Below are 26,431 nucleotides of genomic sequence, written 5' to 3'. Positions count from 1 at the left end.
AGAGCTGGGGCTTTCTCCGGTCCCTTTTTATTCTTCGATTGGGAGTTATTAATGGCTGTTCCCACGAGAAACCAGCAGTCCTTTGATGTAGCCTATCTGTACCGCTGTAGCGGTTTTATGTGGACTTGGAAAGACCTCGGCTAATGCAATTCCCAAAAACGATGATTCGCTTTGACACCCCCGTAAAAGAATTTTTGACCCGTGCAGAGGGACAGCTGATCTCCGATTCAGACTCGGTCGCAGAGGCGGCTTCCAAACTCGCCAACCTAGGCACGGGCTGCGTGCTGGTCGAGTCCAAGGGAAAGCTCCGTGGGATTTTCACCGAAAGAGACTTTTTAGTGCGAGTTGTTGCCGAGGCGAGAGACCCGAACGCCGTCGCGGTCCGGGAAGTCATGACTGAAGATCCCGAGTGTGTGGAGGAGTGGGCCTCGGTTGCCTATGCGATCAATCGTATGGCAATTGGAGGGTATCGAAACATCCCGGTGGTGACCAAGGACGGAAAACCCTTAGGGGTCCTCACTATTTTCGATGTGATCGACTTTTTGATGGATGTCTTCAAGGAACAGCGAGAAGGAGAACCCGAGCAAGACTCAGAAGAGGACTGGGTCGACATCGGTGGGGGCTGATGTTGAGGCAGGGGGAGTGATGGATCGCGTAAGAGACATCGGCGCACGGCCGGTGCGTGACCTGAGCCTTAGAGACTGTGTGACGCTGCCAGTAGATGCGACGGGTGAGGCCGCAGTAGAAGAGATGGTACGTCACGAGCGTGGCGCAGTAGTAGTTCTTGACGCTTCCGGCTTGGTTGTAGGGATCTTCACCGAGCGGGATGTGTTGTTGCTAGAGAGCCGAGCGTCAGTGCAGGGTGGGGCCGACTGGCGGCGAGCACCGTTAGAACAGTTGATGACGCCCGATCCCGTGACGGTGTCGCTGGCCTCGTCTATCAAAGACGCTATCGAGAAGCTTCGGGAAGGGGGTTTCCGACACCTGCCCGTAGTCGATGAAGACGGAAAACCTTCGGGGCTCCTGTCTATACGTGACATTCTCGCCGAGATTGCTGAGTACTTTCCACAGGAAGTATCCAATCTGCCTCCCGATCCGAGCCTAGAGGCTTCGAGCCCGTGGGGAGCTTGAGGCCCTGACGCTTAGTTCTAGCGAACTTGGTGGCTTCTCTGCCACGCGAGTTTGCCCTTTATCCATGTCTGAAGGGGACGTACTCTACGTTCTGCAAGAGCGCTGTCGGCAAGAGGATCCGAGTCGAGCACGACGAAGTCCGCGGGGCAGCCTGGGGCGAGAATTCCGCCTTCGTATCCAGAGAGCCTCGCAGCCTCTCTGGTAAAAAGAGCAAGCGCGGTTTCTGGACCTACTGCCTCCGATCCGCACACTGTCGCTCCGCTGGGAGTCTTGCGCGAAACAGCGCACGACAGACCTACCCACGGGTCTGGTTCTCCCGATGGCTGGTCAGTAGAGAACGCTAGAAACGTTCCCGCATCCACAAGGCTTTTTACTGGTACTACTGCGATTTCTTCGGGGAGAGGAAGCTCGGCCATCCATGGGAATAGTTCGATGAAGCCGGGCTGAGTCGCTACTCCGAACCCAGATTTTCCGAGGTCCTCGATGAGTTTTGGATCGGCTATTGTCACATGTTCAACCCGAGGAGTGCCCACCGGATCATCGAGGGTTCTGTAAGCCTCTAGGACCGAACGGGCGGCCCGGTTTCCCAGGGCATGGGTGATGATTCCGAATCCACGCTTGGATGCTTTATGGCAAAAGTCTCGAAAGCGGCCCGCATCCACGAATAGGTCGCCGCGCAGCAGCTTCCCCTTGTGAAGACGGATTGGGACAGTAGTGTCAGCCAGCATAGCCACGGTCGCGAAATTGCGGGCTCGTATTCCCCGCAGTGCACCTCGCACAGCCGCGCGAAGTGTCTTAGCGAGATTGAGTTCTACGGCACATCTGGTTGCTCCATCAATAAAAATCTTCATAGGTCCCAGAATCAGAGGGCCGTGGCGTTCTCCGGTTGGAGGTCCTTCGAGTCGCGTTTCGGGAAGCACAAAAAATCCGTCAGCTCCTGTAGGACACACAGTCATCGGGATTTCTATGACCCCGGCGTCTGCCAGCTGGCGATAGAGCTCTTCGAATTCTGGTGGTGCGCATGCATCGCACAGATACGTAAATCCGTAAGAGAGCATGCGCTCTTGGTGAGCGCGCACTAGACCTGCCCAATCCATCATTGGATCTTCTAGTGAAGCTTTCTGGGCTGGCTGGAACACTAGCGTCATGGCTGAGTCAAAAAGAAGCCCGGTAGGTCGCCCTTTTTTGTCACGATCGATCCTGCCTCCTTCGGGGTCGGGAGTCGACGCCCTCACGCCGCATGTTTCCAAAGCGATGTCATTTGCCCAGCAGTGATGGTAGGAAGAGTGGATTACGACACAAGGCCGATCTGGGACTGCGTCCGTAAGCTCCTTTCGAGAAAGGGGCCCTGGTTGGAGTGTTTCGTCAGCTCCCCAGCCGATCACCCATGAGGTCTTAGGAGCACGACGCAGGGTTTCTAAAATGTCAGCTGTGGTCGGACAGCGCTTCGGAGACACCTCGACCCATGCTCCCTGGGCAGCGGATTGTGCCATGTGATGGTGAGCGTCAGTTAGGCCTGGTATCAGCGTCTTCCCATTCAAATCAATGACTTCTAGAGCACCCGTTTTCTTTGCGTGGTGCACATCGGTAGCCTCGGCGGAACCGGTCAGAGAACGGGCTCTTTCCTCGGCCTCACTGTCGAGTGCCTCGATTTTTCCATCGCGTACGAACAGAGCTCGTGCCCGTGGACGTTCGGGATTCATCGTGAGAATGTGGCCGAGAATTAGCAGTTCCGACATCGTTGCCTCCTGTGGCTAAAAGTTCTAAAAGTTTTACATTTGTGCCACGAGTGTAGCCGTTTTCATTACGGCTAGATGTGCCACGTTGCCGCTCGAGAAGCCAGAGTTTGCGTTTCTCTAGTGGCGTCTGTTGACTGTCCTGTAGTGAAATGGCTTCCTTTTTGTCAAGCAGTGTCGCATAAGGGGGCGCTTATGTGTGTGACTTAGGAGCTGGCATCCAACTAACTAAAAATCCTCGGGCCTGTTACCTATGTAAGCTTTTTGTCGTATGAACATGCCGCTCTCATTGAAGTAGAACTTATCTCCCCCTTTTACGGGACCTGCTTGCCAGCTGACCTCAACTGCTCCGTCATCTGCCTCTTTATACTCAATGTTTTCGAATTTCTGATGCCCGAATGCCTCTAGGGTTTTGGTGAAGAAATTTGCAATGCTATCGCGCCCCTCAAAGCGATTTCCCTGAACCTCTAAAACTGAATTCTCGGCATAGTCTTCGAGTATCTCGTCGATTGGTGATCCAGACTCGAACTTGCTCATGTGTATCTTTACTCGCTCCAGCTTGTCCATGGTGGCTACCTCCATTGATTTCGCCGTCCAAATGGCACAAACTGCTTCTAACAATTACAATACAGTGCTACCCACGATATCTCTTTAGACTAATACTGGTAAATGCCTTGCAGATAGTACGTAGGTAATGGACGAGGATCCAAAAGATACAATCGACGTGCTTGAGTCTGTTTGGGCTTCCATTGACGAGCTTTGCTCCGGCCTTTCTGCTCACGAGTGGGATTTGCCGACCGATTGCCCAGGATGGACTGTAAAAGACCAGGTGTCACACATCATTGGAACCGAGTCGATGCTTGCGGGAAAACCAACTCCAGATCAGGAAGTGGTTCCTAGACCGTATGTAAAAAACCGTATAGGCGAAATGAACGAGGTTCACGTTGAAGCGAGACGGCGATTGCCGCCTGAAGAAGTGCTAGCCGAGTTTCGATCGATAACCCAGGAGCGTCTAGAAGATCTACGTAACATGAGTCTAGAAGAGTTTGGGCGCCAGGTCATGACACCTGAAGGCCCTGGTTCTTATCTGGATTTTATGAAGATCAGGGTGTTCGACTGCTGGGTACATGAGCAAGATATACGTCGTGCAGTAAAGAAACCGGGCAATTTAGCCGGCAAAGCGGCTCGTAATGCTGTAAGCCGCTGCTTTAAGGCGATGCCATATGTGGTGGGAAAAAAAGCAGCTTTTCCAGAGGGAGCCTCGGTGACTTTTGTTATTTCATACCGGGACACCCCTCCACCAGATAAGCTTACAGTCACTGTAAAAAGCGGTAGGGGAATAGCCGTTGACTCTTTTGAAGCTCTGCCTTCAGTAAAGTTCCGGAGCGACGTTGGCACATATGTCGCGCTGTGTTCGGGTCGAATCAATCCCCGCACTTCACTAAAGGAAGGCATAGTGGAATTGGCAGGAGATGAAACTCTTGGCTATCGCCTTATCGACAATCTAGCTTTCGTAATCTGATAGTTACAAGTTTTTCTGTCGTGTTTTATAGACTTCGCAATCGCGGGTGAATACACAGCCTGCAATTATTTAGCTAGTAACACCCTGGAACTGCGTGAAATACGTCAGTACTTCTTGGGAGGAATTTCTCTCCAGGAGAGCTTATTCCAACTGGTGTTCGTAGGTTCCATAAAGCGCGGGGGCTGTACATATCTAAGTCGTTCGTCGTAGCGGTAATCTTTCACGTAGCCACGGGTTATTTGTATTTGTCCGCCCGATGATTTATATGTACCGACTACACCCCGCCACTTTTGGGCTATCGCAGAGTAGTAAGTCAAGGTCCCATTGACAAATTCTCCATCACCCGGATCCGTACAAGGATCTGGAGGGTTGACTATCCCCCAAGCCCGAATGTCACCATTGAGTGCCAGCATCGCAGCCCTCACCGTAGGGTTTTGAGGTCGCTTTCTAGGATCGCTGCAGCCAACTCGATCGTCTCCAATTATGATTGATTCATTAGATATCAGCCCAAGCACATCCCTTGAGCGCGATGATGTGTCGGCGTAATTGATTGATTTCCAGACAAAGATTCTGTAGGCAGATCCGATGGTAAGCCCACCGCTAACCGTGCCGCCAACATAAACTTTTGCTTGTTGATTTTGAGGTGTTGTCATATTGCTAACGTATATAACGCCGTTTGGCGGAGGATTCCATTCGTTCAATGTTGAAGTGGGAGGAGCCTGCTGTAGCGTTCTTGTACGGGCAGGACCGTTTGCCACGGCATCGTTTCCGAACCTAGAATAAACTCTGATTTTGCCGTTAGGTAAGGGAGTAATTTCGACTGGTCCTTGGTAGACATATCCTCCTTGTTCTGCATCTTGAAGTAGCTTGGCATTGGAAATTGGCATTTCGCTGGGGCACGGGGTTCCGGTTTTCCCGCACTCCTTTGGCGGACCCTGCTGATATGTCGGTGATCCGTCAACCCCACAACCCTGTGCTCGGTACACACCGCCCCTTCCAGACTCAACTGCATATTGAAAGGTCGGGGTTCCGCAGTAGCGGATCCAGTCATTTGATTTTATTGGTCCCCTCAAGACATCTTGGCTCACGAAATCTATCGCTCCGCAGTCAGGAGGCGCCTGATTGTATGTGAGGCAGTTTCGGCCGCCTTCTTGTGGAGTATAAGCTTCAAAATCTGTGAAGTACATCCAATCGAGAAACTGTTTCCTCTCTAATTCGACTTGAATGCTTCTCACTACTCCATTTACTCTTCCAGTAGAGATAATTGAAACTCTAGCAGGCTTGCCTATCGGAGTCGGTATTGCAGTTACCTCTAGTTTATATTCACCCTGTCCCTCGGGAACTGCGGTCCAGGTTAATTCGCCGGGGAAGTAAGCAGGGTCACGTTGAGATGGAGGAAGGGCCCAGTACTGGGGGTCGGCTTCCAGCTTTGTCAAATACTGATCTATCCCCGTTTCGGCGGCCGCTATTGCGGCAGTCCAGTTTCTATAGCGGGTAGCAATTCCAAAATCTCCGAGAGCAAAGTACATAGCTGTCGTTGCCATGAGGGTAGCAACTAATCCGAGGGCGAGTGCAGTAGCCACGGACCAACCTTCGTCTCCGCGATAAAAAGAAGAAGTGGGTACAAACGGTACATTTGAGGCAATTGTTCTGTTTTTGGTCATGACACTCCTGTGTTTCATACTGCGAACCCCCAGCTTCTTACGAGGACGGTATCGGAAAAGCGCGTCTGTCCAATACTGGAAGATGGGTCTTTGTCCATAATCAAGGTGATTTGAATTTGAGCAATTTGCGTTCGCTCGCTTGCTGTCAATGGGAGCTTTTGGACGCTAGACGGTAATTCCTGAAAAGTGGAGTCGCGTGTGATTGTGAAGTATCTAAAAACAGGCATGGTCTGCGGCCCCGTTGTCGGATTTGACACATACGAAGCAATTGGAACTGGACCTTTTATAACTACTCCATTTGCGGTACGACTGAAATAAGTGAGCGTTCGTTGTGGAGTGAGAGAAAAAGTAACTCGAATGGGAGATGAAGTTGCTGCCAGGGTTGTGGTCAGCTCTCGGAAAGTAATGCTGAATGGTCCCGCATCTTCAAAGGCAGAGGGGCTGGCTGTCGGCGAGATTGCTTGCCGGAGCTCCTTGGTCAGTTGTGCCATAGCCAGCCTTCCTTGCTGCATGGCCTCGGATCTATCCTGGGCGATTTTGGTGTTTGTTATCCATGAGCTAAATTCAACCGACAGCATGGTTCCCACGATGAGGAAGATCGCCATCGTCACCAAAAGCTCGGTTAAGGTAACTCCGCTATTGCTATCTCTATCCACCTTGGCCATGACGACACCTTTACCTTGATACAGAAACTGTGACTCGTGTGGGATCCGACGATGCGATAAAGCGGGAAGTGGATGTTCTGTAGCCAGAGGCAGGCGGAGGAGTAACCGTGAGCTCGTATGGGCCGGGTCGGATACCCGATTGTTGAGATACACCTGAGGAGTTGGTCTTAGGGAAGGTATTGACTAAGCCACAGGCGTCTCTCGCAACTACCGAAGCGTTTTGCACGGGTGCTGCGTTGTCCCCTAACACGGTTACTTCAACCGTTACTTGGGGTCCAGGACTTAGCTTCAATGTGGTGGAGTTTGTTCCCGGTTGAAGGAGTAAGTCGACGCTTCCAACTACAGACGACATATATCCGCCACCCCCGCTGCAGTCGAATACGGCCCCAACAATCGAGTAGGTATCGGGCCAGAGGTTTTGAAACGTGAACGGCGATCTTCCGGTAAGTACCAACGGCCCGAAATCCGCTTTGGATACAGAAGCTGCTGCACTTCCGGTAAGTTCCCGATCAGAAACAGCATCGAGTAAGCGAACTTGAAGAGTGGCAGGGCGCGCCATCTGAAATTCCACTGTGGTTACTTGTCTCGGGACCACAGCGATGTTAGGAACGATTACCTTGCTGGATCGATCTTTTGCTATGTATCCGGTAAGTGTTCCAGTGATTTCGTAGGAGTTGGCGAACACGCACGTAAATATGAAAGACCCGTCAGAGGCCGTAAAACCTGTTCCCCACGACAGTCCAGTATTGGTTCTCATGTCGAGCCGGACATTGGGGAGTGGGTCGAAAAGATGATCGACGACCCTTACTTTTACGTAACCGGAGTTGGTAGGACACGGAGGTCCTCCCACATAGGTCGTCATGGAAACTGGAGCGTCAGACCCCATGTTGTTCCAAGTGACTTCGGCAGTGACTCTAATGATGTCCGCGCCAGAGGGGTTGGCGGTTCCTGACACCGCCTCCCAGGAGACGTCGATACGCCTATAGAAAGTGAAAGGGCCTTCGGTGAGCGGAGCGAATTGGTATTGCCCGCCGTAATAAAGGATTATCTGTTGCAGGCTGTATACGCCCGCTGACCTTGCCTCCTCGAGGGTTCTCTCGGCTACCTGAGCCGCTATCGTTCTAGCTCTAGCTCTCGATTGCAGCCGCATAGCACTCAACAGGAGGGATAGCACCGCTGCGCTCATGATCAGGAGTATGGCCATGGCGACCATCAACTCAAGGATCGTGAATCCCGACTCGGAACATGTCTGGTCATCTGATCCGAGCCTTATTCTGGGCTGTTGCGAGGCTTGTCCTAGCCCTTGGGGCGTTCTGAGAAGTCGGGCCAGTTTAGCGATGGAGATCATCTCAACTCACTCCTTGTGGGCTACCGGGCACAGCCTGGGTGTATCCTCCTGACCCCGCGTAAGAACCGGGCTCTTGATCTGAGTTTCCTCTCGGAAGCGACTCTAAGGGACCCTGCACTACAGCGCCGGTCGATGCGTCGGTGGTCTGTCCAACTACAGTGGGGCTGTTTCGACTCGAGTTGGTGACGGTGATGGCGATGACGAAACTGATGGAGAATAAAAGCACCAACGAGCCGACGAAAGCAGCCGCGAGTTTCTTCCCGATAAGAAGCCCTCTGTCCCTCCCGCCACCTGCCATTCGATAAGCGTCGAACGCAGAGACTGCCCATGCTGCCCCAGCGGCTGCTAAGAATGTAAGCTGAGCCCAGCGAACAAGTGGGTTCCACAAAAGAACCGCAATGACGAAAAGCCAGGCAACGAGAGCTCCTCTTGCGATGGCTTGTCCTTGGAGCCCTGCCCTCCACTGACCGCCGCCCGGGATAAGGCTCCATAGGAGGGCTTCTTTGGTCCGTAGATTTCTTTGCTTTTTTGCTCGAGGGGATGATTTGAGGGGTTCTAAAAGCGACTTTTCACAAACTCGACAGTTCAAATCCTCGATCGAATTTGTTGTGGAGCATGTCTTGCACTTCCAGGTGATGCGACCATCTACATTGACGACAATTCCGAGAGTAGAGGAGCGTTGTCGGGATGCAGTAGGAATCTGCAGGTACGGTGAGGAAGAAGGTGTAGAAGAAGAGGGTGTAGAAAAGGAAGGAATTACGAAACCGGAGGAGCGCTCTGAAACTATCAGCGAAGCTTCAGTTTCAGCAAGAGGTGCCGTTGATTTCTTCTTTGTGAGTGCGTGATCTGAGAGGCTCACTGCAGAATCGCTAGGGCCCGGCACTTCGCTAGCCTCGGTCTGGGGCCTGGGGACCGCGACTATCCTCTCTCTCTTAGATGAAGAAACGTCCGCCCCGATATCCCGGAATACATGCAGACACAGGCTGCACCAAGACGCTCTATTGGAGTTCATTGCACCGCAGGAAGGGCACTGCATGCGAGCTATCTCCCACTTTTCTGGTATTCACTTGTTACGCGTCGCTCAAGGGGGCTCGGGCACTACCCAGGCCCTTAAGCAACAACCGGGCCTCCCTAAGCTCTTTTTTGCGTGTCTCCCGCGCACGCTAGAGCCTGGCTAGACCCGGACCCAATGGCTCTATTGCCAGAATGTTTAGCTTTACTTTGTTTTTCGGTAGAACCCCAAGTCATAGTTTAGTCTGAGAGTGAATTTTTGTAAAGGACCTCAGCGATCGGCCCTGGGTTGCTAACGGATCGGCGCGTCGTGTTGCGCTCAGGTGCTACAAAGCCCAGCAGTTGACGTTCGACGACGAGGGCACTTGGTCGCGCAACGCCGCACGCGCTATCTGATAGGTCGTCCCGTCGATAACTAGCCCCAAGTGTCCGACGACCCTGAAGGGACAGATGCTCTGGATCTTGACGTTCATAACGGGACTATTTTTCAAAGCAGCGTTCCAATAAGGCTGAACAAGCTCGTCGTAAGCGGTGTAAACGGTAGTGTACTTGACATTTCCAGGAGTGTCGTCCCCTGCGTTTAGGTCGACCAAAAAGGAAGAATTAATCGTCATCTGGTAACACGCAAGACATCCAACTAGACTCGCTAGGTTGTACATCGTTGAAAAGTTCGCAAGCACCGTTCCATACTGCGGGGTCCCGAGGCTCACATACCGGCCGACGTGTTGCGATCCACCCAAGTACTTGATGTAATAGCGCGCCTCGAGCCCACCTTCTGAGTGACCGACGACATCGACTTTGGATGCCCCCGTTTTCTGCTTAATTTCAGCGACTTTTGCTGCAACGACCTGTGAGTTCTTGGCGATGTCTCCAAAACCTCTGTTTGGAATGTCAACCGTAAAGACCGTGAACCCATCGGACTCCAGGCGTGCTTTAAACACGATCCAAGAAAGAGAGTCCGCCGTCAGCCCGTGAACCAATAACACGGGGTTGCGAGCAGGCTGATAAGTTTGGGCTGCAGCGGGCGTAGATGTACCGAGTACTGCTAATAGAGTAGCCGTGACTACAGCAGCCAATATCGAGGCTGCAAATCGGCGAGATCTGGGGGCTGGCCGTGACGCGGCCATCTTGGACATGACACCCCCCCGGTCTTCAGTTCCGGTCTTCAGTTCCTCCCCGCACCGATGCAAGGGATTGTAGAAGGCTCTAAAGGATTAGTCAATGGCGACTAGTCGCCAACGTGTCCAAATTTCATGTTGCTGAAGAGGTCAAGCGCACCAATACAAGTCGGCGCGGGCCGAAAGTTTATCGAATAGTCAGTCTTCAAAGAAGACTACTGTTCCCGATCGGAGATCGTACTCGGCACCCACTACTAAAAGCTCGTTCTCACGAACAAATCGATTCAGTATTTGTGAGCCGTCGATGACCGTTTGAACAGATTGTCGGATATTCGCCCTTATGCATTTTTCGAGGATTTCATTGCGCTTTACAGATTTGTTCGCATCGACGACTTTTTCAGCGGTGGCAATTGTTGGTTTCAGCAGTGATTCCAAATTCGGTGAATCAAGGGAACTATCGTCCAGGATGGCGTCTAGGGCTGCTGAAACTGCGCCACAGTGGGAGTGGCCTAGCACCACGACAAGGCGGGTATGAAGCGTGGCGACTGCGAACTCAATGCTTCCTATCTCGGTAGGACCCGCGACGTTTCCAGCCACTCGGACTACGAACAAATCTCCTAGCCACTGATCGAACACGATTTCTGGAGGGACGCGGGAGTCCGAGCATCCTAAAACGGCGGCGAGTGGTTGTTGGGCTTCCGCTAGGTCTTGGAGTGGTCTGCGCTCAATGAAAGATTTATAGCTGTCTTGCCAATGCCCACTTGCCGCTTGCACAAAGCGGCGGTTGCCTTGCTTGAGAATTCCTAGGGCGTCTCTTGCGTCCACGTCCTGACGAAAAGATGCGACACTGCGTAGTCTTGCTATGTAAGCACACCCCAGGCAATGTCGATGACAAAAAATAAAAACCTCAATCTTGCGCAGCCCCGTCGGGAGAAACCCCGGTAAGCGCGTTTGAATAGCAGCGTGCGCTTTAGAAGTGGTAGATGAGGTATTTATCGGGGGCGACCGCGGTCTCCCGTCAGCGCCAGCTTTCTGCGCTCGGCCCCTATTTTGTGGAGCTGACGGGATTTGAACCCGTGACCTCTTGCCTGCCGAGCAAGCGCTCTTCCAGACTGAGCTACAGCCCCGCGGCCTGCCAGTGTAGCAAGACTTCTGTTTTACGGTTCTTGCTTAGCTTGTCCTCTGATCAGTCATGTGCCTTCCGGCAAAAGGAGAGATGATCTTTCGATAGAAACCTGTTATCTGAAGCCTACCTACTGAATCTAAGAACGGTTGCGTCCCTGGCAACTACTTCTCGGGCTCAGAAAGATCGGGACAGTAAGAACCATGCGGAGAGCTCTCGTTGTATGGGGAATCGTGCGAATATCCCCCACTTAGCGTTTCGGTCTTGTCGCGAGTCACCCACTCTTGGGAGTCATTCCCTTGGGATTCTGGCCACTGCTGCGGATACTCGGGGTGATACCACTCTTGGGCCTGCACTTCAGTGGGAAAATTTTGCTCGCCGTGGGTGTAGGGCTCAGAGTGGCCCGGAAGGTAGCCCTCGGCATAGTCGGCTCCCCCAATCGACGTCGCAGCGGCATCGCTCAAGTCGGTTGAGTAACCTTCCTCGTCGCCGCGGCCGAACTGTTGCCGTACTTGCGCCAAATGAGAGGGGTCGATGCGCTGAGTCGTGCTGGATTCAAGCTCATCCCATTGTGTGTGGTTGGGATGCGGAGTTATTGGCTCCACCTCTTGCTGGATAAGAGGTCCTGGGGCGCCCTCTTCTACGGGATACTGATCAAAGACACCGCCAAATCCAGCAGAATCAGAGTATGTCGAACCAGCTTCGGTAGCCTCCCACATGGTTTCTGATTCCTCGGCAGCCGAAGCAGTTGTCCCAGCGGTACTCTGTGGATAACTCCCCATTCCTGCGTAAGTGGGGCTTGGTTTGGGCGGCCACAGAGCGTTACCACCGAGCCTCTTGGCTTGCATCAAAGCATCTTCGGCCCGGCCAATAAAATGTGCTGCCTCCTCTCCCTCTTCGAGCTCGACGACTCCGAAACTTCCCGAGATTCCGACTCCCTGGTGCCACTCCGTTTCGAGTAATTTTCGCCTGATGCGGTCCCCGACTTCCTGACCTCCTTCCATTGGCGTGTCGGGCAAGAGGGCGATAAAAAAGTCACCATCATATCTGAAAAGCACGTCGCATGCCCGAGTTTGGCCCCGTACTAGAGTAGCTACCTCTTGAAGTATTCCGTCTACAAAGTGGGGTCCCCTCTGTTCCAGAAGCCAAGGAAGCTGGTCGATTTCGAAGAACAAGGCGGTAAGGGGTGTACCGTAGCGATGAGCCCTGGAGACTTCTTGGGGAAGCCGGAGCTCCAGGTATCGGCGGTTAAACAATCCAGTGACCCAGTCGGTTATAGAGAACTCAGCTAGGACTTGCTTTTCCTTTCGCTCGTGAAGAGTTCGGTTTACACGAGCAAGCAGTTCTCCCACCGCAAAAGGCTTTACTACATAGTCGACCGCGCCTAAGTCGAAGGCTTTTACTTTGGCATCTTCGGTGGTTACCGCCGAGAGGACGATGATTGGCAGGGCCCGCAATCCTCTTCGCTGACGAACCTCCTCTAAGACGTCCCACCCCGAGACTTTAGGCATCATGAGATCCAAGATGACGAGGTCGATTCCATTCTCCTCGATCGCTTTTAGCGCTTGAGCGCCGTTTTTGGCTTCGACGACGTCGTGGCCTTGCATTACGAGATTCACTCTGATGACTTGCCGAACCCCAGGCTCGTCGTCTACTACAAGAACCCTCGGTCGCGCGTCAAGCCCAGTTTTCTGGGTAGTTTCATTGGAATTCGATTCCGCCACCTTTTCTCTCCTGGCTTCACTCTCAGCTTGGGGTGAGCGCCAACGGGTGAAGGTCTACTGCTTCGGTTGAGCCTGCACCCGCACAGGCGGGGGGCAAAGCAATGTGAGGGCGCGCAGCACCCGTTGCAATACTTGTGTCGGATCACAAAAGAGAATTTATGAGACGAAATAGGATGAATCGTTATATGAGGGCAGACGGAGATAAAGAATCAGCGACAAAACAAGAGCCGGATGGACGGCCAGGAAGCGACGCGGGCCAGCCGTTCCCGGATGGATCCGCACCCCAAGGCCGCCTCGCCCAAGCCCGTCATTCCGAGCGGGTAGATCAGAAATACCATGGGGTTTCGCCGGATGTCGCTTCCCAGCCCTACAACGCCGAGACTATCCAAGCCATCGAAGCCAAGTGGCAGAAGCATTGGGATAAGACGAAGCGATACTACGTGTCCGAGGACGACCCACGTCCTAAGTTCTACGACTTGTGCATGTATCCGTATCCCTCCGGCGATCTGCACATGGGTCACGTTCGCAACTACACCTTGGGGGACGTAATCTGCCGATATAAGACCATGAGGGGATACAAGGTCCTCTCGCCCATGGGTTGGGATTCCTTCGGGTTGCCTGCTGAGAATGCAGCTATAAAGACCGGTATCCATCCCGCAATCTATACGCGGGAGCGCATTGCCAACATGAAGGCACAAATTAAGCGGCTTGGCGCGGTCTATGACTGGAGCCGCGAAATTTCTTCTCTCGATCCCCGCTACTACCGCTGGACGCAGTGGCTCTTTGTGAAGTTTTTTGAGAACGGATTGGCATATCGCAAGAAGGCTCCCGTCAACTGGTGTCCATCGTGTCAGACAGTCTTAGCGAATGAGCAAGTAGTAGGGGAGGACTCCACCTGTGAGCGTTGCGGAACTCGGGTGACTAAGCGGGACCTCGAACAGTGGTTTTTTGCAATCACTAAGTACGCAGAAGAGCTTCTCGAAGATCTCGACTCCCTGGACTGGCCCGAACGCGTGAAAGTCATGCAGCGCAACTGGATTGGCCGCTCGGAGGGTTGTGAGTTCGAACTGACTGTTGCGGAGGATATACCGGGGCTGTCCGAAGAAGAGCGCAAGATTCGAGTGTTCACCACCCGTCCTGACACGGTTTATGGGATGACCTACGCCGTACTAGCCCCAGAGCACCCTCTAGTTATGCCGCTAGTTGCTGGGACAGACAGAGAGGCTTCTGTCTTAGCATTTGTGGAACAAGTAAAGCGGGAATCGGAGGTCCAGCGGCTATCTGCAGAATCTATCGGGGAAAAACGTGGAGTTTTTACTGGACGGCACGCAATCAACCCATTCACTGGAGCCAAAATCCCTCTGTACATCGCCGACTATGTCCTCATGACATACGGCACAGGGGCCATCATGGCGGTTCCTGCACACGACCAGCGCGACTTCGAGTTCGCCAAGGCCCATGGCCTCCCAATTGAGGTTGTGATAGAGCCACCGGGCTGGGGTGGAACGCCTCTAGAGGCTGCTTATGTCGGAGAAGGCAGGATGATCAACTCTGGCGAGTTTACGGGATTGGACTCCCAGAGGGGAAAAGAGGCGGTCATCGAGTGGCTCGAAAGGCGAGGTATCGGGAAAAGAAAAGTGAACTATCGCCTACGCGACTGGCTGATATCGCGCCAGCGGTACTGGGGATGCCCGATTCCAATTGTCTACTGCGATTCGTGCGGCATAGCGCCTGTACCGGAGGAACAGCTTCCAGTGCTCCTTCCTGAAGAAGGGATCGAGTTCAAGCCAACAGGAGAGTCGCCACTGGCAAGGTCGGAGGAGTTTGTGTCAACGAGGTGTCCCAGATGCGGAGGGAAAGCTCGGAGAGAGACCGACACAATGGACACCTTCGTGGATTCGTCCTGGTACTTCCTGCGCTACTGCGATGCTCAGAACGACCAAGCTATCTTCGATCGATCCAAAGTCGAGCACTGGATGCCGGTCGACCAGTACATAGGAGGAGTGGAGCACGCCATTTTGCATTTGCTTTACGCTCGTTTTTTCACCAAGGCCATCTCGGATCTCGGACTCATGGACATAAAAGAACCGTTCGCCCGCTTGTTCACTCAAGGAATGGTTCGCATGGGCGGTACCAAGATGTCCAAGTCCAAGGGGAACGTGGCAGTTCCGACCCAGTACTTCCGCAGCCACGGGGCAGACGCCTTGCGCGTCTACCACCTGTTCGTTGGTCCTCCTGCTGAGGATTTCGACTGGCAGGACGAGGGCGTGGATGGAGCTCTCCGATTTCTCCAACGAATATGGCGTCTCGCTCTCGGCCAGCTCGCAACTCCTATCGACCGAGAGGAGGAGCCAGAAGACAGAGCTATTCTCAAGCTGCTACACCGCACACTTGTGCGCTTCAACAAAGACATTGAGAACTTTTCTTTCAATACTGCGATCGCTATGTCTATGGAGTTTTTGAACGAGGCCTATAGGTGGGCGCAGTCGCCTAGAGGACCAAGGTCCGCGACCTTGAGGGAAGCGATGCACATCTATTTGAGGATGCTTGCTCCCATGGCCCCGCACATCACGGCCGAGCTTTGGGAGCGACTGGGCTTTGAAGGCGATGTACATTCCCAGTCGTGGCCGGAGCCCGATCCCGAGTTGGCTAGAGCGGGCACGGTCACGTTGGTAGTGCAAGTCGATGGCAAGGTTCGAGACCGAATTGAGATCGACGCAGCGGCCTCCGAAGACGAGCAAAGGCGCGTAGCTCTTTCCTCAGAGAAAATTCGGGAGGCTCTTCGTAATCGAGAACCTGCTCGGGTTGTAGTTGTCCCCCAGCGGCATCTCGTAAACATCGTTACGTGACCCGCTTGTAGGGCGTCGATAGCGGCGAACTTTCTCGCAATTGGATACATTCCCTACGTAGCGAGCTTTTTGCAGAACGGTCGAGACCGAATTGAGGGCGGAAGGCCCAGAGTATCCAGCAGGCGTGAGATACCGAGACATTACCCAAAGACGGAATCCGAAAATGTCACAGTCGTCCTTTATTCTCTGTCCAATTGGGCATGCCAAGAAATCATCTGCTGAGCGGGCGTTTAGCTAAAGAGCTTGAGCCTAGAACCAGAAAAGAGGGGGGAGTTGGTCGATCGAGAAGGATACCTGTCTCTCATTCGTCGAAATCCGATCGGTCTTGCGCGAATAGATAAGCGAAGTTGGGGCGTCAGTCGCTACAGCAGGCAGTCATTGTCCACTCCAGAGCGGGGCGGTTTTCGTATTGGGTTTAGCCGTCTTGCTGTCGGGAGGTTGGCACTGATTCTTCTCGGGGCTGGAATCGTTGCTTTAGCAGGCTTTTTCTTACTAGGAAAGCCGGCTCCCGTGGCAGGATCTCGAAGCTCCAGAGCCGATTTGGGTCTTGCTCCCCGTTTTGTTGAAGAGGCCGGGGATAGCTCCGACGGGGTTTCGCCGGCTTCAAGCACTGGTGCCTCGAGTCGGAGGCTGCCTGTGGCGGTATATGTGACTGGGGCCGTGAACTCCCCGGGGGTGTACTACTTTACGGAGGGGAGACGTGTCGTCGAGGCTTTAGAGGCCGCGGGTGGAGCGAGGCCCGAAGCTGATATCTCAAGACTCAACCTTGCTGCTCCGTTAGAGGATGGGACTCGAATATATGTTCCGCAGATTGGGGAAGATCCACCGGATGCGCAGGCGGCAACCGGAGCGCTGTCGCCAGGAGGCTCGGAGGCGGGAGGCTCGAGAAGTCAGTCAGGGTTTTCTTCTGCCAAAATAAACATCAACAAGGCTTCCGCCTCCGAACTTGAAAAGCTTCCTGGAATCGGCCCAGCCCTCGCTGAGCGCATAGTAGCTGATCGCAAGAGGAACGGGCCGTTCCAGAAAGCCCAGGATCTTGCACGAGTTCCTGGAATCGGCGATGTCAAGATCGCACAGCTCGTTCCTCTCATTACGTTCTGAGCAAAGCTGCTTGCCGCGCAGGTCAGTTGGGCTGTATGCCAGTGCAGGGCCTGTCTGCATCTTTTTCGTCATAGTTGGACGATTACTACAAGCAGGGAATCGTCTGGTTTGGATAGGCCTCGCTGTTGCGGGGATAGGAAGTGTCGTTACTGTTGGGGCGTGGTCACTGCAATCCGGCAACGGCAGCGGAACTTCAAGACCAAAGATCGTCCTAAGGCAAAAAAGTAGCTCCGACCCTTCCAACTTGAGAGTCGCCTCGGAGCCTTTCTCCGGAATCACAAGGCCAAGCTCGCTACGTCGAAGTACCGCACTGGCATTGCCGATCCTTATAGGAATTGCTTGTGGGTGGCGGAGTTATGCCGAGGAGCACGCAATAGTCTCTGCCAAAGAATCTGTAGCGACCCTTTTTTATCGAAGAGTCGAGGCGTGGGGCGAGGTGGTGTCCGAACCGAAGCGCTTGTGGGGTGCTGACACCTTCACGCTGCGGGTTACAGAGCTTCGGGCGGACGATGTGGTTTTACAACAGCAGTTGAGAGTCTTGACAACAGACAAAGGATTAGTCGGCGCGCGTCTGGGTGAAACAATTCGCATCGTCGGAATTGTGGCCCCGCTACCGTCCTCGCGGTCCTCCTACTACGATCGGATCCACACAGTTGCAGCTCTTCGAGCCGAGCACGTAGAAATTCGCGGGCCACCACGGCGATTGATCGCTGCCAGCAACTGGGTAAGAGATCGACTGAGTATGGCTGTCTATTATTCGCTACCCCGCACCGAAAGTGCCCTCATGCTAGGACTACTCATCGGTGAAGACACTCGGTTACCCCCTGAAGTAAAAGATGCGTTTCGAAACGCTGGAATGTCACATCTCACTGCGGTATCCGGGCAGAACTTTGCCGTAGTTTTGGGGATGGTGGCATTCGCCACAAATCTTTTGGTGGGTAGAGGAAACCCGACTGGTAGGGAGTCGGGGCGCACCTGGGGAAAGGTGGTCATACTGTCTGGGGTGACGCTTTTCTTCGCTGTGCTGACCCGTTGGGAGCCTTCCGTGATGCGCGCTGCGCTCATGATGCTACTAGGGCTGTTCTGGGTATGGCGTAGGAAGCCTAGCTCTCTCGAAGTCCTCTCTCTCAGCGTGGCACTTTTGCTCTTTTTGGATCCGTTTCTGTTGGACTCAGCTGGTTTTCAGCTATCTGTAGCGGCAACAGCTGGGATTTTGGTGTTTGGACTCCGGTGGGCAGAGTGGGCGAAAATGCAGATGCTAGCAACCCTTGGGCGTCGCGGATTCGACCCCATTGCGGCGAAGGTTATATCGGCAGTTCCTGCGCCGGCTGCGATCTGTTTTGCTGCACAAACTTTCGTCTGGCCAGTCCTGTTCTGGCGATTCGGAGAGGTGCAGCTTGCCGGAGTTTTTTCGAACTTGCTCGCAGTTCCTCTAGCAGAACTCGCATCTTTATACGGTTTCGCTTTGGCCATTCCCGCGTTGGCATTTCCGAGGGTTGTAGGAAAGGCGTACATTGCCGTTGGCCCCTCGCTCTCGCTAATCGCGCGGACAGCCGAAGGATTTTCTCGATTTCCAAAGCTGGAAGTGACGATTCCGCAGACGTGGCGGGGAATCATTGCCGTTGCCTTTTTTGTTTCGATTGCGGCGTGTCTAAGGCTTCGCTCTATGCGGTTTTGGGCGCGCTTTGGGCGAGCTATACGGAAAGACCAACTGTTATATGAGGGAAAACACGACCGAATCGACGGATAAAGCTGTAGTTGCGGACAAGCTCACAAAGCGGTTCGGCCCTGTAGAGGCCGCCAAAGAGGTTAGCTTTGACGTAGAAGTTGGAGAGATGTTCGGGTTCTTAGGCCCCAACGGCGCCGGTAAGACCACTACGATCTCCATACTATGCACTCTGCTGCGACCCACTTCAGGGCGGGCTGTGGTGGCAGGATACGACGTGGTGGCTTTCCCCGATGCTGTGAGACGCTCCATTGGCCTAGTGTTTCAGGACCCTACGCTCGACGATCTTCTCACGGCCGAGCAAAACCTCCAATTCCATGGTGCGCTCTATGGCCTTCCCAGAAGTCAGATGCGCAAGAGGATAGACCAAGTGCTCGAAATGGTGGGCCTTTCGGAGCGGCGAAAAGAATTGGTGAGAAACTTTTCGGGGGGGATGCGACGGCGTCTCGAGATTGCCAGGGGTCTTATGCACAACCCAAGAGTACTTTTTTTGGACGAGCCCACCATCGGCCTGGATCCCCAGACTCGAGCCCATATCTGGGAGTACATCGACGAATTGCGCCGCAAGGAAGAGGTCACGATTTTCCTGACAACCCACTACATGGAGGAAGCCGAAAGGTGTAGTCGCATCGCCATTATTGATTTTGGAGAAATCGTCGCCATCGACACTCCCTCGGCGCTCAAGGCTTCGGTAGGCATGGATCGAGTGACGCTGTCCACCGAAGACAACGAGCGGGCTGCAGCAGAACTCAGAGCCAAGCTAGGAGTGGAACCTTCTATTCGCGATGGGGAGATTATCTTCCATGTGACAGAAGGGGCTGCATTCATCCCGAAAGTATTCGAGGCAATAGATACTCCGGTGCGCTCGATAGCTACCCAGCGTCCGACTCTTGACGATGTGTTTATGAAGTACACGGGCAGAGCCATGCGTGACTCGGAAGCCGGAGCCGAGGAAATGAATCGGGCTAACCCCTGGGTACGGGGTCACTTGGCAAGGCGCTAGGAGAACATTCCAGTTGAGGGCAGGACATTGGTGAAACAGGAGCAACAGTGAAAGTGCAAGAAGCTGCTGTCGGGGTTTCCGAACGAGCGACCAACACACATGCCGAGCATCCCCATAGGGGCTCGCCCATTGAAGCTCCAGTGGGGGAGCATCGGATGCAGGCATTTTTACGCGCAGTGGAAATCGTATGGCGTCGTGAACTACTTCGCTTCGCTCGATCTAGGATGAGAGTCACCACATCTCTTGCTCAGCCGATCCTATATCTGTTCGTATTTGGTGTGGGCTTGGGAAGACTGATCGGTCGCTCCATTCCTAGTTTTGATTTCAAGGCGTTCTTGTTCCCCGGCGTTGTAGTGATGTCTATTATCTTCAGTGCCGTGTTCTCAGCGGTCTCGATCGTGTGGGACCGCGAGTTCGGATTTATGCGAGAGATGCTTGTGGCACCGGTTCCAAGATCGGGACTCGTCGTCGGAAAGGCCCTTGGAGGGGCATCTGTGTCGACTATCCAAGGCTCTTTGGTACTTCTTTTAGCGCCCGCAGTCGGGGTCAATCTCTCGGTTTGGGCCCTTCTGGCTTCTCTTGGGATCATGGTGCTTGCGGCCTTCACCCTTACAAGCTTCGGGATAGTGGTCGCTGCACGCATTCAGCGGATCGAGTCGTTTCAAGCGGTCATGCAGTTTTTCCTGATGCCGATCTTCTTTCTGTCCGGCGCTCTCTACCCTGTCGAAACACTGCCTTCGTGGTTGGGAGTACTTGCAAAGCTCGATCCTGCTACTTACGCAGTTACATCTCTTCGCCGTGTGATGCTTGGATCGAACTCCACCGCTGGCTTCGGCAGCTCAATAAATGTCTTTGGCCGGACTCTCTCTCTGGGTGCTGAACTCTCCATCCTATTGGCGTTTGGTGTGTGCATGTGTGTGGTGGCTGTGGCAATGTTCCGTAAGGTCGAATGAGGCAAGATGAACGACCAATTAAATCTTTTGATGTATTAGAACCCGAAAGCGGTGCTACAAGGCGTGATTCTAGCTTGATTTCCGAATCGAAGCAGCTCGTGAACGGTGAGGGTGCGATTAGGTCGCCGTTTTCATTGAGGGTCGGAGACGAGGATCTCGACCTCCAATCCCGAATATTGGTCATGGGGATTTTGAACCGCACTCCTGATTCGTTCTACGACCGAGGCCGCTACTTCGAGCTCGATGCAGCTTTGCGGCGCGCCGAGCGCATGATCGAAGAAGGCGCGGACATAGTCGATGTAGGCGGGCAGAAAGCGGGTCCTGGAGATCATGTCTCGCCACAAGAAGAGATCGACCGGGTGTGTCCTGTTATACAAAGGCTTGCTGCAGAAAAGCGAGCCATTGTGTCAGTCGACACATTCGTAGCTGAGGTTGCCTCGGCGGCTCTCGAAGCCGGAGCCCAAATTGTGAACGATATATCGGGCCTCGCCGATCCTGAGATGGCAAGTGTCGCTGCAGCCAAGGGCGCAGCATTAGTCATTACTCACATCAAAGGCAAACCGAGGGTACCTAACCCAAGTCCACACTATGAAGATGTTGTGGCCGAGGTGTTAGAGTTCCTCGCGGATCGAGTCAGATACGCGGTTGAGGTCGGCGTCGATCCACGCAGTATCGTTTTGGACGCCGGCTTAGATCTTGGCAAGTCCCCAGCGCAGAGTCTGGCTCTTCTAGAAGCTACGTCTTCGATCACCTCGTTGGGATACCCAGTGCTCGTGTCAGCTTCCAACAAGCCTTTCATCGGGGCTACCTTGGGACTACCGGTGGAAAAGCGTCTCGTTCCTACATTGGCGGCGGTGTCATACGCTGTCGCAAAGGGCGCTCGGCTCGTTCGGGTTCACAATGTAGCCGAAGTAAAGCTCGCTATGAAGATGCTGGAAGCGATCTTACGCTCGTGAAAGGTGTCGAGTCTCGTAACGAAAAGCCGGATCCACCTAGCCCGAGGGTCATCGTCGTGGAGGGGGAGGACGAATCTACCAGGGTTACAGCGGTACGAGAACTGTTGGCAAGTTTTACCGCTTCTTTCGAGGGGAAAATAGTATCGAGTACATCAAACGAGCTGCTGGTGGAGAAATTTGAGGGATCGGAACTTCTCCTTTCAGCTCTCAGGGCTGCGGCCACGCCCTCTCTTACGGGCCAGCCCCGAGCGATCGTGGTGCAGTGTAGGACTTTGGATGTCACCGACGCACAGCGCGTCTTTGAGTGGATTTCTGGTGCCGAGGTTGCCGAGAGAGTCCCGTCCCCCCCAGCGGTTGTTGTGATCTGTTGTGAACGCGCTCCCTCTCAAAGAGCCCGACGAATACTCGAAGCGGCTGGTGCGCGCATCGAGTCTGTAGAGCGCCTTTCGTATACGGATTTGCCTCGCTTCGTGATAGAACTAGCACGAGAAGCTGGCCTGAGTCTTGCATCCGATGCAGCTGCATATCTGGCGGCTGTAGCAGGTGGTGATGTGAATGCATTGAAATCAGCAGTAGCCCAGCTCGCTGACGCGTATCCGAGTGGAGAATCAAAAAACCGCCTAGGGTTGTCCGATTTAGAAAGGATTTTTGATCCGGCTCGTCATGATCCTCCTTGGGTGCTCATTCAGGCAGTGGAGCGCGGAGACGTATCTACTGCCCTAATGAGTCTGGAAGGGTTTCTGGACGGAGGGTACCACCCGTTGCAAGTTTTGGCGATGCTGTACACAAGCTGCAGGCGCATTGCATATCTGGCCCTCGCTCCCGTAACACATAAGGAGCTTTTGGCCTCAATGAAGCTTCCCCCCTCTGTAAGGTCTCGAATCTCGTCGCTGGCGCGCAGGCTTGGTGCCTCTGGATCGAAGAAGCTGTTGGTGACCTTGGCACAGGCGGAACTGGACATGAAGGGGGACTCTGGCTTGGATCCTCGTATCGTTTTGGAAAAGCTAGTTGTCGAGGTCTGCGAATTGCTAGGAGGAAGGTCGAACCAAGTCGTCTCGGCTCCCACGCGCACGATCTCGAGGAAAACATGACCTTTCGAAAGTCAGCTCGCTGGAATAAATACTTGCTGGGGCTGCCGACCTGCTGGGCATTTTCGGGCAAGTGAAATTAAAACAGCTACGCTTGAGTTCTCACACCAAATGCGCTATCCGAGGCGTGAGGCTTCACTTGCTCAGGAAGCATGTTTGTGCCTCGTATTCGAAGAACCCCCTTGCACATCTTATTCAGCGTGAGCTTTTGACACGAAGCGATGAAGCCGGGATTTGAGCCGTGCAGCCTTGTTTTTGTGAATGATGCCCTTTGAGGCAGCCTTATCGATGCGTTTGGTGGCGACTCGTAGTTTCTCTTCGAGTGCCTGGTTGTCTCCCTCCAATACAGCGGCTTTGACTCTCTTTATGCGAGTCTTTATTTCCGAGCGCACAGCCTTATTGCGCAGGCGCCGCTTTTCGTTTTGTCGGATGCGCTTGATCTGAGACTTTATGTTTGCCACTTCGCCATCCCCTAGATCTTTCGGCGAGCTTTAGATGCTATCAGCTCAAAGAGTTGGAGTATCGTTTGAAAAACCGTCTCCATATTAGAAACTTCGCCATTATTGCCCATATCGATCATGGCAAGTCGACGCTTGCCGACCGACTCTTAGAGCTCACCGGACTGATACCTGAGCGGCAGATGCGTGAGCAATTTCTTGACACCATGGACTTGGAGCGCGAGCGGGGGATAACGATAAAGGCCCAGACTGTCCGGATGACCTATGAGGCTGGCGACGGCCGGATATACCTTTTGAACTTGGTCGACACTCCAGGGCACGTAGATTTCGCCTATGAGGTATCACGCTCGTTGGCATCCTGCGAAGGCGCTGTACTGCTCGTCGATGCGGCTCAGGGAGTAGAGGCACAGACTCTCGCCAATTGCTACATGGCCCTCGAGGCAGGTCTCCAAATCGTGCCCGCAGTGAACAAAATCGACCTAGCTGTGGCCCGACCTGAAGAAGTAGCTGAAGAAGTAGGTTCTCTTTTGGGCATTGATCCAGAGCGAGTGGTGCGGGTTAGCGCAAAGACTGGTGAGGGAGTTAGAGGGCTTATAGAGCGAGTTATAGCCGACATTCCGCCCCCTGGGGGGGATCCTGAGCAGCCTCTTAGGGCTTTAGTATTCGACTCCTACTACGACAAGTACCGCGGCGTCGTATGCACGGTGCGAGTGGTCGAGGGGACTCTCGAAGTAGGAACATCTATAAAGCTTATGGCGACGCAGAAGACTTTCTCTGTAGAAGAAGTCGGGGTATTTTCACCCTACATGACCCCTGTAGACCGGCTCGTCCCCGGGGAAATCGGCTACGTCATAGCTGGCATCAAGTCTGTCCAGGCTGCCAAGGTCGGTGACACTATCACATCCTCCGAACGACCGGCACCGCAGCCTCTTGCGGGTTACCGGGAACCAAAGCAGCTAGTTTTCTGCGGTTTGTATCCTCTCGACGGCGATCAGTACCCAGATCTCCGGGCAGCGCTGGAAAAGCTTTCCCTAAACGACTCCTCGTTCAGCTTCGAGCCTGAGACCTCTCAGGCGTTGGGTTTTGGATTCCGCTGCGGGTTTTTGGGCCTTTTACACATGGACATCTTGAAAGAACGCATTTCGAGGGAGTATGGGATCCAGTTACTAGCCACCGCACCCACGGTCGAGTACAGGATTCATATGAAGGATGGCAGGGTACTTCTGGCTAAAAGCGCTGCTGAGTGGCGGACCGGTCCTGAAGTCGACCATGTGGAAGAACCAGTAGTGAGGGCTACCATGCTGGGCCCGGCGTGGGCTTCTGGAGCACTCTTGGATCTATGCCAGCAGCGCCGTGGACGTCAGGTCGATTTCCGATATCTTTCGAAGGACCGAGTCGAGCTCGTTTACATACTTCCCCTTTCAGAGGTGGTCTTCGACTTCAACGACCAGCTTAAGTCTCGTAGCCGGGGGTATGCCTCTCTCGACTACGAGCCAGCAGGATACGAGCGAGCGGAATTAGTAAAGGTCGACATCTTGGTAGCGGGCACTCCTGTCGATGCTTTTTCTGCCATTGTCGCCAAGGAAAAGGCGTACTCCTACGGCAAACGAATTGTAGAAAAGCTAAAGGAGGTGGTTCCTCGCCAACTCTTCGATGTAGCACTGCAAGCTGCTGTTGGAAACAGGGTAATAGCTAGGGAAACCATAAAGGCCAAACGAAAGGATGTTCTCGCCAAGTGTTATGGAGGTGATGTAACTAGAAAACGCAAGCTTTTAGAGCGCCAGAAGGAGGGCAAGAAACGGATGAAGATGATAGGCCAGGTGGAGATACCCCAAGAAGCTTTCACCGCGGTTATGGCCATCGACGAGATAAAAGGCGCTCGCCAAAGGTGAAACGTTCTAGTAAGACTGGGCGTGACTCTAATACAAGCTCTGACCTACCTTCCAGACACGGTGAATTTGATCTTTTTGAAGATCTTGTGGATAAAGCCGAGTTCGCCTCATCTCTTTTTGGCTTTTATGTCCACATTCCATTTTGTGCACGCCGCTGCGGTTACTGCGACTTTGCAACTTTTGAAGGACTAGAAGGTATCTCGGATCGATATCTGAGAGCGCTGCGCTACGAGATCGATAGGTTCTCCTCTTATTGTGGGGAGACGGATATTCGTTTATCGGCAGCTCGTAGTCAACATTCTTTTAGTTCAGATGCGTCGACGTTAGAGGGCCCAACGAAGGCGGGGACCACGCTTTATATAGGCGGTGGTACGCCGACTTTGATCGCTCCGGACTGTCTTGGGGAAGCGGTGGCACCACTGCTGGATACCCGCCCCTTGGAAGTGAGTGTGGAAGCCAATCCCGACTCGTTGGACAGAGCCAAGGCGAAAGAGTTGGCGCGCTGGAGCGTCAGTCGCGTGTCTTTAGGTGTGCAGTCTTTCGATCCATCCGTACTTAGATACCTCGATAGGACTCACAGCACCGAGGCGGTGTACGCTGCTATCGATTCCCTCGACGCCGCCGGTATTACGAATTTCAACATCGACCTTATCTACGGCTCTCCTTCAGAGACCCTCTCTTCGTGGGAACGCACACTCGAGGAAGCTGTGCGATGTGGACCCAAGCACATTTCCTGCTACGCGTTAAGTTTGGAGCGAGGCACGCCACTTTATCGAAAGGTTGCGTTGGGAAAGGCGCAGCCACCGGATCCCGACGATCAAGCCGACAAGATGCAATTAGCAGCCAACTTCTTGGAGGACGCCGGTTACCGGCGCTACGAGGTTTCGTCGTGGGCTTTGCCAGGCTTCGAGTGTTTTCACAATCTTATTTACTGGGGATTCGGGCGGTATAAGGGATTCGGCTCGGGAGCCCACTCGTTCGACGGCACCTCAAGGTATTGGAATCCCCGACATCCTGTTTGCTATATCCAGGCCGTGTGGGAGGAGGCACTTCCCGCTGGAAAAGAATCGCTGGACGACGAGACTCTCGTTATGGACCGAGTGTTTATGGGGTTGAGGAGGTCGGTAGGAATCGACATCCCCGACTCGTTTGTGGGAGGCGTACGGACCCAGAGGCTTGTAGCCTCGGGCTTGATAGCTATGGAAAGGGGTCGCCTGCGTGCCACTCACAAAGGGATGGCGCTCCTGAACGAGGTGGTTGTCGCAGTGGCACAGGATCTCATCGAAGCAGGGTAGTTGGGGGGCTAAGCTTGCTGCTCCGGTTGAGCGTGCCAGATGTTTGTTATCACTCTAGCTACACGATT

Annotated in this window: 22 protein-coding genes and 1 tRNA gene; 12 read left to right on the top strand and 11 right to left on the bottom strand. The window is 53.7% G+C overall.

Annotation, left to right across the window (positions count from 1 at the left end; translation table 11 throughout):
* Positions 1–143 precede the first annotated feature (143 nt).
* Together C4318_02930 and C4318_02925 are read left to right on the top strand one after the other, a co-directional pair.
* Positions 144–626: a hypothetical protein gene (locus tag C4318_02930; GenBank protein MER3454099.1), complete on the top strand. Its 483-nt coding sequence runs from the start codon at positions 144–146 to the stop codon at positions 624–626.
* Positions 550–1,131: a hypothetical protein gene (locus C4318_02925; GenBank protein MER3454098.1), complete on the top strand. Its 582-nt coding sequence runs from the start codon at positions 550–552 to the stop codon at positions 1,129–1,131. Before C4318_02930 ends, C4318_02925 begins: the two co-directional genes overlap by 77 nt.
* A gap of 17 nt (positions 1,132–1,148) precedes the next feature.
* Here C4318_02925 and C4318_02920 read toward each other — a convergent pair whose 3' ends face one another.
* Both C4318_02920 and C4318_02915 read right to left on the bottom strand, forming a co-directional pair.
* Positions 1,149–2,870, bottom strand: a complete 1,722-nt coding sequence (locus tag C4318_02920; protein ID MER3454097.1) for a hypothetical protein — start codon at positions 2,868–2,870, stop codon at positions 1,149–1,151.
* Between the two features lie 225 nt (positions 2,871–3,095).
* Positions 3,096–3,434 (bottom strand): hypothetical protein, encoded by a 339-nt coding sequence (locus tag C4318_02915; GenBank protein ID MER3454096.1) that lies wholly within the window; start codon positions 3,432–3,434, stop codon positions 3,096–3,098.
* A gap of 127 nt (positions 3,435–3,561) precedes the next feature.
* Here C4318_02915 and C4318_02910 point away from each other — a divergent pair, with 127 nt between their 5' ends.
* The gene (locus C4318_02910; GenBank protein MER3454095.1) at positions 3,562–4,389 is read left to right on the top strand and encodes a hypothetical protein; all 828 of its coding nucleotides are present in this window, start codon (positions 3,562–3,564) and stop codon (positions 4,387–4,389) included.
* Between the two features lie 104 nt (positions 4,390–4,493).
* On the opposite strand, the gene C4318_02905 is transcribed toward C4318_02910, so the two are convergent.
* From C4318_02905 to C4318_02870, 8 genes are all read right to left on the bottom strand, one after another.
* Positions 4,494–6,053 carry a hypothetical protein gene (locus C4318_02905; protein ID MER3454094.1) on the bottom strand — a complete coding sequence of 520 codons (1,560 nt, stop codon included), beginning with the start codon at positions 6,051–6,053 and terminating at the stop codon, positions 4,494–4,496.
* A gap of 14 nt (positions 6,054–6,067) precedes the next feature.
* Entirely contained in the window at positions 6,068–6,718 is a 651-nt protein-coding gene (locus C4318_02900; protein ID MER3454093.1) for a hypothetical protein, read from the bottom strand.
* A gap of 10 nt (positions 6,719–6,728) precedes the next feature.
* Complete coding sequence (locus tag C4318_02895; GenBank protein MER3454092.1) at positions 6,729–8,066, bottom strand: hypothetical protein; 1,338 nt, start codon at positions 8,064–8,066, stop codon at positions 6,729–6,731.
* A gap of 1 nt (position 8,067) precedes the next feature.
* Positions 8,068–8,949 (bottom strand): hypothetical protein, encoded by an 882-nt coding sequence (locus tag C4318_02890; GenBank protein MER3454091.1) that lies wholly within the window; start codon positions 8,947–8,949, stop codon positions 8,068–8,070.
* A 454-nt stretch (positions 8,950–9,403) separates the two neighbouring features.
* Entirely contained in the window at positions 9,404–10,213 is an 810-nt protein-coding gene (locus C4318_02885) for a lipase (protein MER3454090.1), read from the bottom strand.
* A 180-nt stretch (positions 10,214–10,393) separates the two neighbouring features.
* The gene (locus C4318_02880; protein MER3454089.1) at positions 10,394–11,263 is read right to left on the bottom strand and encodes a hypothetical protein; all 870 of its coding nucleotides are present in this window, start codon (positions 11,261–11,263) and stop codon (positions 10,394–10,396) included.
* Positions 11,246–11,322 (bottom strand) — tRNA-Ala (locus C4318_02875). Before C4318_02875 ends, C4318_02880 begins: the two co-directional genes overlap by 18 nt.
* Before the next feature lie 160 nt (positions 11,323–11,482).
* Positions 11,483–13,042 carry a hypothetical protein gene (locus C4318_02870; protein MER3454088.1) on the bottom strand — a complete coding sequence of 520 codons (1,560 nt, stop codon included), beginning with the start codon at positions 13,040–13,042 and terminating at the stop codon, positions 11,483–11,485.
* A gap of 185 nt (positions 13,043–13,227) precedes the next feature.
* On the opposite strand from C4318_02870, the gene C4318_02865 reads away from it, so the two are divergent.
* The 7 genes from C4318_02865 to C4318_02835 all read left to right on the top strand — a co-directional run bounded on the left by C4318_02865 (position 13,228) and on the right by C4318_02835 (position 22,721).
* Positions 13,228–15,891 carry a leucine--tRNA ligase gene (locus C4318_02865; GenBank protein ID MER3454087.1) on the top strand — a complete coding sequence of 888 codons (2,664 nt, stop codon included), beginning with the start codon at positions 13,228–13,230 and terminating at the stop codon, positions 15,889–15,891.
* 243 nt (positions 15,892–16,134) lie between these two features.
* Positions 16,135–16,992, top strand: a complete 858-nt coding sequence (locus C4318_02860; GenBank protein MER3454086.1) for a hypothetical protein — start codon at positions 16,135–16,137, stop codon at positions 16,990–16,992.
* On the top strand, positions 16,952–18,742 hold the full coding sequence (locus C4318_02855; protein MER3454085.1) for a hypothetical protein: 1,791 nt from the start codon (positions 16,952–16,954) through the stop codon (positions 18,740–18,742). Before C4318_02860 ends, C4318_02855 begins: the two co-directional genes overlap by 41 nt.
* Positions 18,711–19,721, top strand: a complete 1,011-nt coding sequence (locus C4318_02850) for an ABC transporter ATP-binding protein (GenBank protein ID MER3454084.1) — start codon at positions 18,711–18,713, stop codon at positions 19,719–19,721. Before C4318_02855 ends, C4318_02850 begins: the two co-directional genes overlap by 32 nt.
* Before the next feature lie 47 nt (positions 19,722–19,768).
* Positions 19,769–20,674, top strand: a complete 906-nt coding sequence (locus C4318_02845) for an ABC transporter (protein MER3454083.1) — start codon at positions 19,769–19,771, stop codon at positions 20,672–20,674.
* Positions 20,675–20,856: 182 nt separating this feature from the next.
* Complete coding sequence (folP, locus tag C4318_02840) at positions 20,857–21,630, top strand: dihydropteroate synthase (protein MER3454082.1); 774 nt, start codon at positions 20,857–20,859, stop codon at positions 21,628–21,630.
* Positions 21,627–22,721, top strand: coding sequence for a hypothetical protein (locus C4318_02835; GenBank protein ID MER3454081.1), 1,095 nt, complete (start codon positions 21,627–21,629; stop codon positions 22,719–22,721). The genes folP and C4318_02835 overlap by 4 nt, the downstream gene beginning before the upstream one ends.
* Before the next feature lie 188 nt (positions 22,722–22,909).
* Here the strand turns inward: C4318_02835 and C4318_02830 are convergent, their stop codons facing one another.
* Positions 22,910–23,179, bottom strand: coding sequence for a 30S ribosomal protein S20 (locus tag C4318_02830; GenBank protein ID MER3454080.1), 270 nt, complete (start codon positions 23,177–23,179; stop codon positions 22,910–22,912).
* A 53-nt stretch (positions 23,180–23,232) separates the two neighbouring features.
* Here C4318_02830 and C4318_02825 point away from each other — a divergent pair, with 53 nt between their 5' ends.
* Both C4318_02825 and C4318_02820 read left to right on the top strand, forming a co-directional pair.
* The gene (locus C4318_02825; protein MER3454079.1) at positions 23,233–25,068 is read left to right on the top strand and encodes an elongation factor 4; all 1,836 of its coding nucleotides are present in this window, start codon (positions 23,233–23,235) and stop codon (positions 25,066–25,068) included.
* Positions 25,065–26,363, top strand: coding sequence for a coproporphyrinogen III oxidase (locus C4318_02820; GenBank protein MER3454078.1), 1,299 nt, complete (start codon positions 25,065–25,067; stop codon positions 26,361–26,363). Before C4318_02825 ends, C4318_02820 begins: the two co-directional genes overlap by 4 nt.
* Positions 26,364–26,431: the final 68 nt, after the last annotated feature.

It is taken from the genome of Acidimicrobiia bacterium (genome assembly GCA_040289475.1).
GTDB lineage: Bacteria > Actinomycetota > Acidimicrobiia > ATN3 > PSLF01 > PSLF01.
Note: the sequence above shows the minus strand (reverse complement) of the source record. Positions and strands in the feature narration are given on the sequence as shown.

Coding starts and splice junctions, on each gene's coding strand:
- C4318_02930 (MER3454099.1), top strand. CDS start 144: ATGCAATTCCCAAAAACGATGATTCGCTTTGACACCCCCGTAAAAGAA.
- C4318_02925 (MER3454098.1), top strand. CDS start 550: ATGTCTTCAAGGAACAGCGAGAAGGAGAACCCGAGCAAGACTCAGAAG.
- C4318_02920 (MER3454097.1), bottom strand. CDS start 2,870: ATGTCGGAACTGCTAATTCTCGGCCACATTCTCACGATGAATCCCGAA.
- C4318_02915 (MER3454096.1), bottom strand. CDS start 3,434: ATGGACAAGCTGGAGCGAGTAAAGATACACATGAGCAAGTTCGAGTCT.
- C4318_02910 (MER3454095.1), top strand. CDS start 3,562: ATGGACGAGGATCCAAAAGATACAATCGACGTGCTTGAGTCTGTTTGG.
- C4318_02905 (MER3454094.1), bottom strand. CDS start 6,053: ATGACCAAAAACAGAACAATTGCCTCAAATGTACCGTTTGTACCCACT.
- C4318_02900 (MER3454093.1), bottom strand. CDS start 6,718: ATGGCCAAGGTGGATAGAGATAGCAATAGCGGAGTTACCTTAACCGAG.
- C4318_02895 (MER3454092.1), bottom strand. CDS start 8,066: ATGATCTCCATCGCTAAACTGGCCCGACTTCTCAGAACGCCCCAAGGG.
- C4318_02885 (MER3454090.1), bottom strand. CDS start 10,213: ATGTCCAAGATGGCCGCGTCACGGCCAGCCCCCAGATCTCGCCGATTT.
- C4318_02865 (MER3454087.1), top strand. CDS start 13,228: ATGAGGGCAGACGGAGATAAAGAATCAGCGACAAAACAAGAGCCGGAT.
- C4318_02855 (MER3454085.1), top strand. CDS start 16,952: ATGTCAAGATCGCACAGCTCGTTCCTCTCATTACGTTCTGAGCAAAGC.
- C4318_02850 (MER3454084.1), top strand. CDS start 18,711: ATGAGGGAAAACACGACCGAATCGACGGATAAAGCTGTAGTTGCGGAC.
- folP (MER3454082.1), top strand. CDS start 20,857: ATGGGGATTTTGAACCGCACTCCTGATTCGTTCTACGACCGAGGCCGC.